The following is a 7,245-nucleotide window of genomic DNA, read 5'->3' as shown; positions in this document are numbered from 1 at the left end:
AATCTGGGCCGAGGTCAGCGAACGCAGCTGGTTCGTCGTCAGATTGCCAATCTGGTCCGTCGTCAGCGCGCCCATCTGGGTGCTGCTCAGGCCCGCAATCTGGCTTGTCAGCAAGCCGGACAATTGCGTCGTCGTCAGCGCAATCACGGCCGTCGTCGTCAGTGCATTCAGCTGGGCCGTCGTCAGACCCGGCATCTGCGTGGCGACCAAGCCCGACAACTGGGTCGAGGTCAGGGTCGCAAAGTCCGCGGTCTCAAGACCCCGGATCTGCGTCGTCGTCAGCGCACCAAGCTGCTCGGAGGTCAGAGCGGCCGTCTGATCGGTAGTAAAGCCGGTCAGCTGGGCCGTCGTCAGACCACGGATCTGCGTCGCCGTCAGCGCCGCGAGATCCGTCGTCTCCATCGCGTTAAGCTGATCAGTTGACAGCGCGGCAAGCTGACCCGTCGTCAGACCTGGAAGCTGATCCGTGGTCAATGCCACGAGGTCTGTCGTCTCAATGCCGCGAATTTGGGTGGTCGTCAGCGAACCAACCTGCGTCGTCGTCAGCGCCGCGACCTGGGTGATCGTCAGACCTGCAACCTGCGCCGTCGTCAGCGCACGCACCCAATTGGTGGTCAGGGCGGCCACCTGATCGGTAGCAAGAGCCCCAATCTGGGTCGTAGACAGGCTGGCGATGTTGCTGGTCGTCAAGGCCGAAAGAAGCGTCGACGAAAGCCCGGCCACAGCAGTCGTACTGAATCCTACCACCTGGGTGGAGGCGAGACTGGCCATCTGTGATGTGGCCAAAGCCTGCAGCTGCTCTGTGGTTATGGCACCCACCTGCGTCGAACTGAGCGACCGCAACTGGGTCGAGGTCAGCGATGCGATAGTGGTGGTGTTCAACGCTGCAATTTGCGTTGTCGTGAGGAAAGACAAGACCGACATGGCTGTTGCTCCGACGCCCAGGTTTACTTGGAGGAACAAGTCAAGACACGGTGCTGCCACACCATCGCCTGCGACTTTACAAGTCCACCCCCGCAGATAGACTCTAAACCCAAGACAACTGGAGCCTGACGCCGGATACACACAGCTAGCGTGAAGCGCGCTACGCGCACCCACCGACAGCCGAGTCATTCCCCTTTTGGAGTAAGGCACCCAAATTTTTTGGGCCTGTTTGGATAGAATACCCCTTTTGTGCAGGAGTCAAGGCGCAATTCTATTGAGGATTTATGTCGAGCCGACAGAACGCAGAATTGAGGCTCTCCAGTTCACGGTCGGGAAGGATAAATCCGACTATGAGGAGTTTTCTCTCGTGAAATGCGGAGAATCCCATTAATTTCGGATTGATAGGTTTACCCCTCGGAAAATAGGCCTCCCTTGTCCCCCCATATGTCGGCCTTGCGCTGCCTTTTCCTGATTGCCATGCATCATGGGATTCAGCTTGCGCCAGAAGAGCTTCCCGTCAGTGGCGCCAATGATATCAAGGGATCCACCCTGAAAGCCATGCGGGCGGTGGGCCTGAAGGGGCGGGTATTGGAGCGCTGCAGCTGGGAAAAGGCGGGCCAGCTTGGAACCGCCTACCCCGCCTTTGCGATTCGTAAGGATGGCACCTGGGTGGTTTTGGCCCATGTGGTTACGGCGGCCGACGGGCAGCGTTTCGCCGCGATATTGGACCCGACTATCGAACATGAAGGTGTGAAGCTGCTGACCGCTGAGCAGTTCATGGCGGACTGGAGCGGCACGCTTGTCATCTGCAAGCGGGTCTATACGCTGACGGATGAGAATCAGCCCTTCGGCTTGCGCTGGTTCATGCCCGAAATTGTTCGCCATGCCAGATTGTTCCGCGGGGTCGCCATCGCCGCCCTGATGGCCAATCTTATCGGGCTGGGCATCCCTTTGCTTTTCCAGGTTCTCATTGACAAAGTCGTCAGCCATCAAAGCTATCAGACCCTGTTTGCGGTCGTTCTGATCTTCATCATCCTGACAGTGTTCGACGGCTTCTTCAGTTATGTGCGCCAGAACCTGATGCTGCTGGCGTCAAACAAGATTGACGCCAGACTCACCTCCCGCACGTTTCAGCATCTGCTGGGCCTGCCCCTGTCCTTCTTTGAAACCAATACAGCGGGGGTGCTGGTACGGCACCTGCAGCAAACAGAGAAGCTGCGGCATTTCCTGACCGGTCGGTTGTTCCAGGTTATCCTGGATGCGGCCACTTTGCCGATTCTCATTGTTCTGTTGGTCTTCTATTCAGGTACTTTAACCTGTGTTGTGATGGCATTTTCTGTCGCCATCGCCTGCGTCATCGGCGGTATGGTGCCACGCTTTCGTGCCGAGCTGGATCGTCTCTACCAAACGGAAGGCGCACGCCAAGCCCATTTGGTTGAAACCATCCATGGGATGCGGGCCGTCAAATCACTGGTGCTGGAGCCATTGCGTCAGCGTGAGTGGGACAACAAGGTGGCGCAGGCCGTGCGTCGGCATGCCTCCGTCGGCCGGATCGCGGCGCTGGGTACTGTCACGACCGGCGGCTTGGAAAAACTGATGCAGATCAGTGTATTGGCTGTCGGTGCTGTAGAAGTTTTTAATGGAAGCCTCAGCCTTGGTGCGCTGGTCGCTTTCAATATGTTGTCGGGCCGCGTGACCGGTCCTCTCGTTCAGATGGTCGCCTTGATCAATGAGTATCAGGAAGCCTCCTTGTCGGTGAAGATGTTGGGAACCGTAATGAATTCGGTTCCGGAACGATCAACCCGGACCCGTCCATCGCGGCCTGTCATCACCGGCAATATTAATTTCGACAGCGTAACGTTCCGCTATAATCCTGCATCAAACCCGGCATTGAAGCAGGTCTCATTCGCCGTTGAAGAGGGGCAGGTCATCGGGGTTGTCGGTCGTTCCGGCTCGGGAAAGACAACGATCACGCGGCTGATTCAGGCGATTCACAGCCCCCAGGAAGGCATGATTCAGCTGAACGGGGTTGATCTGCGCTATATTGATCTTAATCACTTGCGCCGCTCCATCGGCGTCGTGCTTCAAGACAACTTGCTGTTCCGCGGCACCATTCGGGACAATATCGCCGCCGCGCGGCCGGACGCCCAGATGCCGGAGATCTTGGAGGCGGCACGGATGGCAGGCGCAGACGAATTCATCAATCGATTGCCGATGGCCTATGATACGTTCGTGGAAGAAAACGCAGCGAATTTCTCTGGTGGACAGCGGCAACGAATCGCCATCGCGCGGGCCTTGCTTACACGCCCCCGATTGCTGATCTTTGACGAGGCGACCAGCGCCCTTGATCCGGAAAGCGAAGCAATAGTTCAGCGAAACCTGTCCGATATTGCCCGGGGGCGCACCATGATCATTGTGTCTCACCGCCTCTCCTCCCTGGTCACAGCGGACAAAATCATTGTGCTGGAACAGGGCGAGTTGGTGGATTTCGCGCCCCATTCCGTGCTGCTTGAACGCTGTGAGATTTATCGGCACCTATGGCAAACCCAGACGCAGCACATCCAATGAACGCGCCCCTGATGAAGAAGCTGGTTCCGGCCATCCTGCGGCGGCGTCCTGCTGCGGGTCCGCCAACAATGGTGACCCCAGAGGCTTTGCCCTTTCAGGAAGACCTGGAAGAGGTGATTGCCGAGCCGCCCCCCCCGATTCTAGGCAGCCCCCATCTGGCAGTCGCCGGCTTGTTCGTTCTATTGATCATCGTTTCCGGCATCGTCGAAGTCGACACGGTGGTGGCCGGCTCCGGCCGCCTGCTGTCGGAGAGCCCGGCCATTGTTCTCCAGCCCCTCGAACGGTCCATCGTTCGGGAAATCAATGTCAAACCTGGGGACGCGGTTAAAAAGGGGCAGGTGCTGGCAACCTTGGATCCAACCTTCGCCGGCGCTGATCAAGCCAGCCTCACGGCCCAGCAGAAATCCTTGATCGCCCAATTGCAAAGGCTGCAGGTAGAGGTTTCCGGGCAGCCTTTGCCGGCTGCGATGGAGCAATCCAACGACCCGGACATCCTTTTGCAGGTCAATCTCTATACGCAGCGGCAAGCCCAGTATAATTCCACACTTGCCTCGTTTGACGGAGAGATTGCCAATCTCAAGGCCAGCCTGCGTACAGCCCAGGATGATCGCGGCTCCTTGAGCGAGCAGCTTGCGGTGGCACGGGATGTTGAGAATTTGCGCGACGAACTTTTCCGCGGACAGACAGGCTCGCGGCTGCAGCTGCTTGATGCCCGGTCCACGCGGCTGCAGGTGGAGCGCAGTCTGCAGAATACCATCAACAAGCTGAACGAACTGAATTCAAGCCTGTCCGCGAAATTGGCACAGCGGCAGTCATTTATTGACCAATGGCAACGGGAGTTGCTGGAGGAACTGGTGCGGGTGCGCACACAGGCCGTACAGATTGACGAAGCCTTGACTAAGGCGGTGCGAATCAGCGACTTGGTCAAGCTGACAGCCCCGCAGGATGGTATTGTTCTGGAAGTCGCCAAGCGATCGGCAGGATCGGTTGCCCGTGAGGCTGAGGCCCTGATCTCCATGGTGCCCAGCAATGTGCCGCTGATGGCGGAGATCACCATCCGGTCATCCGATGTCGGCTATACTAAGCCAGGTGATGTGGTCGAAGTGAAGGTCGATGCCTTCCCCTTCCAACGTCATGGCATGCTTAAAGGCAAGTTGCTGTCAGTCAGTCAGGAATCCTTTGCCCCAAATGGGGCCATTGAGCAGACAGACGCGCAGCGTGCTCCCCTGCCCGCTGACGGTGGGGCGGTGCATCGGGGCCGGATTGAATTGCTGTCAACCCATCTGACCAACATGCCGGACGGGGCACAAGTGAGCCCCGGCATGACCGTGCGCGCCGAAATCAAAGTGGGGCATCGGACAATCCTGTCCTACTTCCTCTATCCGATCACCCGCGGTTTCAGCGAAGCCATACGGGAACCCTGAGAGTCCGTCTGAAAAATTTTCCTTCTTTCTCAACATCTTAATGTTTTAATCCCGTCACCCATGCTGCGGCCGGGGTCCAGTTTCGTAGAGCAAAGCGCCTGTGATTCTGGACCCCGGCCACAGCACGGGTGACGGTAGCGTTTGAAGATAAGACGTGTAAGACGTTGAGATAACGTGAAACTTTCCGGACGGACTCTGATACCAATCTCCCTTGATCGTGACCGATCCAGGGAGATTTCGCGTTCCCTCACGCGCCGGGCGCTGCCTCCGGCGGGTTGGTATGATACCATATCCTGTGTCATTCGAATCGCTGACCGGCCAGGAAGTGCCGGCATATTCCGCCGCCAACCTGTTTCAGGCACCTTTTAGCGCTGAAGCCGCCCTTACCGCCGATCCATCTCCCGGTTAATTAAGCACAGCAGGATTGGCTGAAGGCGAAAATCGCCGCCAGCCAATCCCATAGGGCCTGCGATCACGAAGGACGTTTCAGAACCCGTTCCATCGCCGCCTCAAACTGACGGGTGAACCGTTCAGTATTGCCGATGCTGCGCATCCAGGCCTCACCGCCATCCAGCTGTGACCGCAAGGAACGATAACGCACCGGGTCATGCGCCAATGACACAGCCAGATCGACGTAATCCGCGCGGTTGGTGGTGACCAGTTCAGGCAACCCGACGGCCGTCAGCAAGGCGCTGGCCATACGGGATGCAAACGTCTCCCCCTGCAATGTCAGCAAGGGCAGCCCCACGCGCAGGGCATCACTGGCCACGGTACCGGCATTATAAGGCGTGGTATCCAGGAACAGGTCGGCCAGAGCCATGCGAGCCCGATAATGATCGGGCGCAACCCGGCCGGCAAAGATTAGCCTTTCCGGCCCGATTCCCCGATTGGCAGCCTGCAGAAGGATATTCTGCCTAGCCTTTTCATTATCACTCACCAGCCACAACAGACCATGTTCCACCCGACGCAGGATTTCCATCCAGGCATCGAACATCTCTTCATTCAGCTTGTAATGATTGGAAAAGGAACAGAAGATAAATTTGTCCGCCGGCAATTTCTCTTCTTCCCGACTGACCGGCGGAAGATTAGGCGGACGGCTGTCATTCGCTTGGTAAAGATCATCAAGATAAAGCGGCTTTGGGTGGTACTGGTGCGCGATTTCCGGCGGAATGACATGCCGATCGGCGATAAGATAATCCAATTCAGGGATGGGCAGGCCGCCAATATATCCCAGATATGTTGCCTGCACCGGCGCCGGCTTCCAGCGCAGGGTTTCCATCCGGGCCCCCTTGGTCAAGCCGTTGAGATCGATCAGAATATCAATCTCGTCCGCACGAATGCGCTGGGCAACCTCAGCGTCGCTGAGATGGTTGACCGGAATATGGTGATCCAGGGCGGCAATGACCCGGCGCCGAATGTCGCTGCCATCCTCTCGGGACGAGCAATAACCAAAAACCTCGTACTTAGACCGATCGTGGCGCTCAAACAATTCAACAATCAAAAAGCTCATCGCATGAGCACAGAAATCTGACGACATATAGCCGATGCGGATACGGTCATGCCGATATCCCTGGGGCGGTGCCAGCAGCTGCGGGGCGGCCGGGACTTTACGGTTCAGCCATTCCGCCGTTATTTGCATCTGATCTTCAACACGATCAAACAAGGAGAGCGCCGCCAGGGGACCGCAATGGCGCTTTACCTCTGCCGGTGTCATGCCGGGAAGCGCGGGACCGAAAACCGGCCAGGCGCAGATGGCCTGCCGGTTGAGACTCCAATGCTGTATCGCATCAGGCTGATGCGGATTGGTCAGCAAGGAGCGATAAAGCGTCTGCTGCGACGCATCAAGGTCACGCTTTTCCTCCAGGACGCGGCCGATCTGATTGAGCAGCATGGTCCGCGCCTCATCAGGCTGCAAAGCGCCCTGCCAGATCGCCAGCGCGCCGTCGAGGTCACCCGATCCGCTCTTGATAATCCCCAGATTATAGGAGGCCTGATACAGATCGGGCTTCAGCAGCAATGCGTTCTGGTACGCGGTGATGGCGGTCGTCCGATCACCGGCAGCAGAAAGCTCGACACCCAGATTGAACCAGATGCCGGCCGCACCGACCGCTGTGTTGCCATGAACCTCCAGCCACAGCTTATAAATTTCCACTGCAATCGCCGGCGTATAGGGTCGGGCCGCAGCGACCAACGCACTCAACTGGGCAAAGTCAAGCTGCGGCATGATGCTGCGCAGCCACACCTGTTCCCCCAATGGCATGGCAGCCACATTGGGGCGACGGATGATCAGGGTAAATTGCGGGGCAAATTCCATGGTCACGGCCATGTC

Annotated in this window: 3 protein-coding genes and 1 pseudogene; 2 read left to right on the top strand and 2 right to left on the bottom strand. The window is 57.8% G+C overall.

What is annotated here, in order from left to right; translation table 11 throughout:
- Positions 1–924 (bottom strand): annotated as a pseudogene (locus CHB97_RS12550) (heme utilization protein); the annotation flags it as partial.
- Positions 925–1,368: 444 nt separating this feature from the next.
- On the opposite strand from CHB97_RS12550, the gene CHB97_RS12545 reads away from it, so the two are divergent.
- Positions 1,369–3,492, top strand: a complete 2,124-nt coding sequence (locus CHB97_RS12545) for a peptidase domain-containing ABC transporter (protein ID WP_089288309.1) — start codon at positions 1,369–1,371, stop codon at positions 3,490–3,492.
- An 11-nt stretch (positions 3,493–3,503) separates the two neighbouring features.
- Positions 3,504–4,916 carry an HlyD family type I secretion periplasmic adaptor subunit gene (locus CHB97_RS12540; RefSeq protein WP_160105804.1) on the top strand — a complete coding sequence of 471 codons (1,413 nt, stop codon included), beginning with the start codon at positions 3,504–3,506 and terminating at the stop codon, positions 4,914–4,916.
- 472 nt (positions 4,917–5,388) lie between these two features.
- Here CHB97_RS12540 and CHB97_RS12535 read toward each other — a convergent pair whose 3' ends face one another.
- A complete protein-coding gene (locus CHB97_RS12535; protein WP_244562529.1) occupies positions 5,389–7,230 on the bottom strand; it encodes a tetratricopeptide repeat protein in 1,842 nt (613 codons plus the stop codon).
- Positions 7,231–7,245: the final 15 nt, after the last annotated feature.

The organism is Azospirillum sp. RU38E (assembly GCF_900188385.1).
GTDB lineage: Bacteria > Pseudomonadota > Alphaproteobacteria > Azospirillales > Azospirillaceae > Niveispirillum.
The sequence above is the reverse complement of the archived record's forward strand: the minus strand, read 5'-3'. Positions and strand labels throughout refer to the sequence as shown.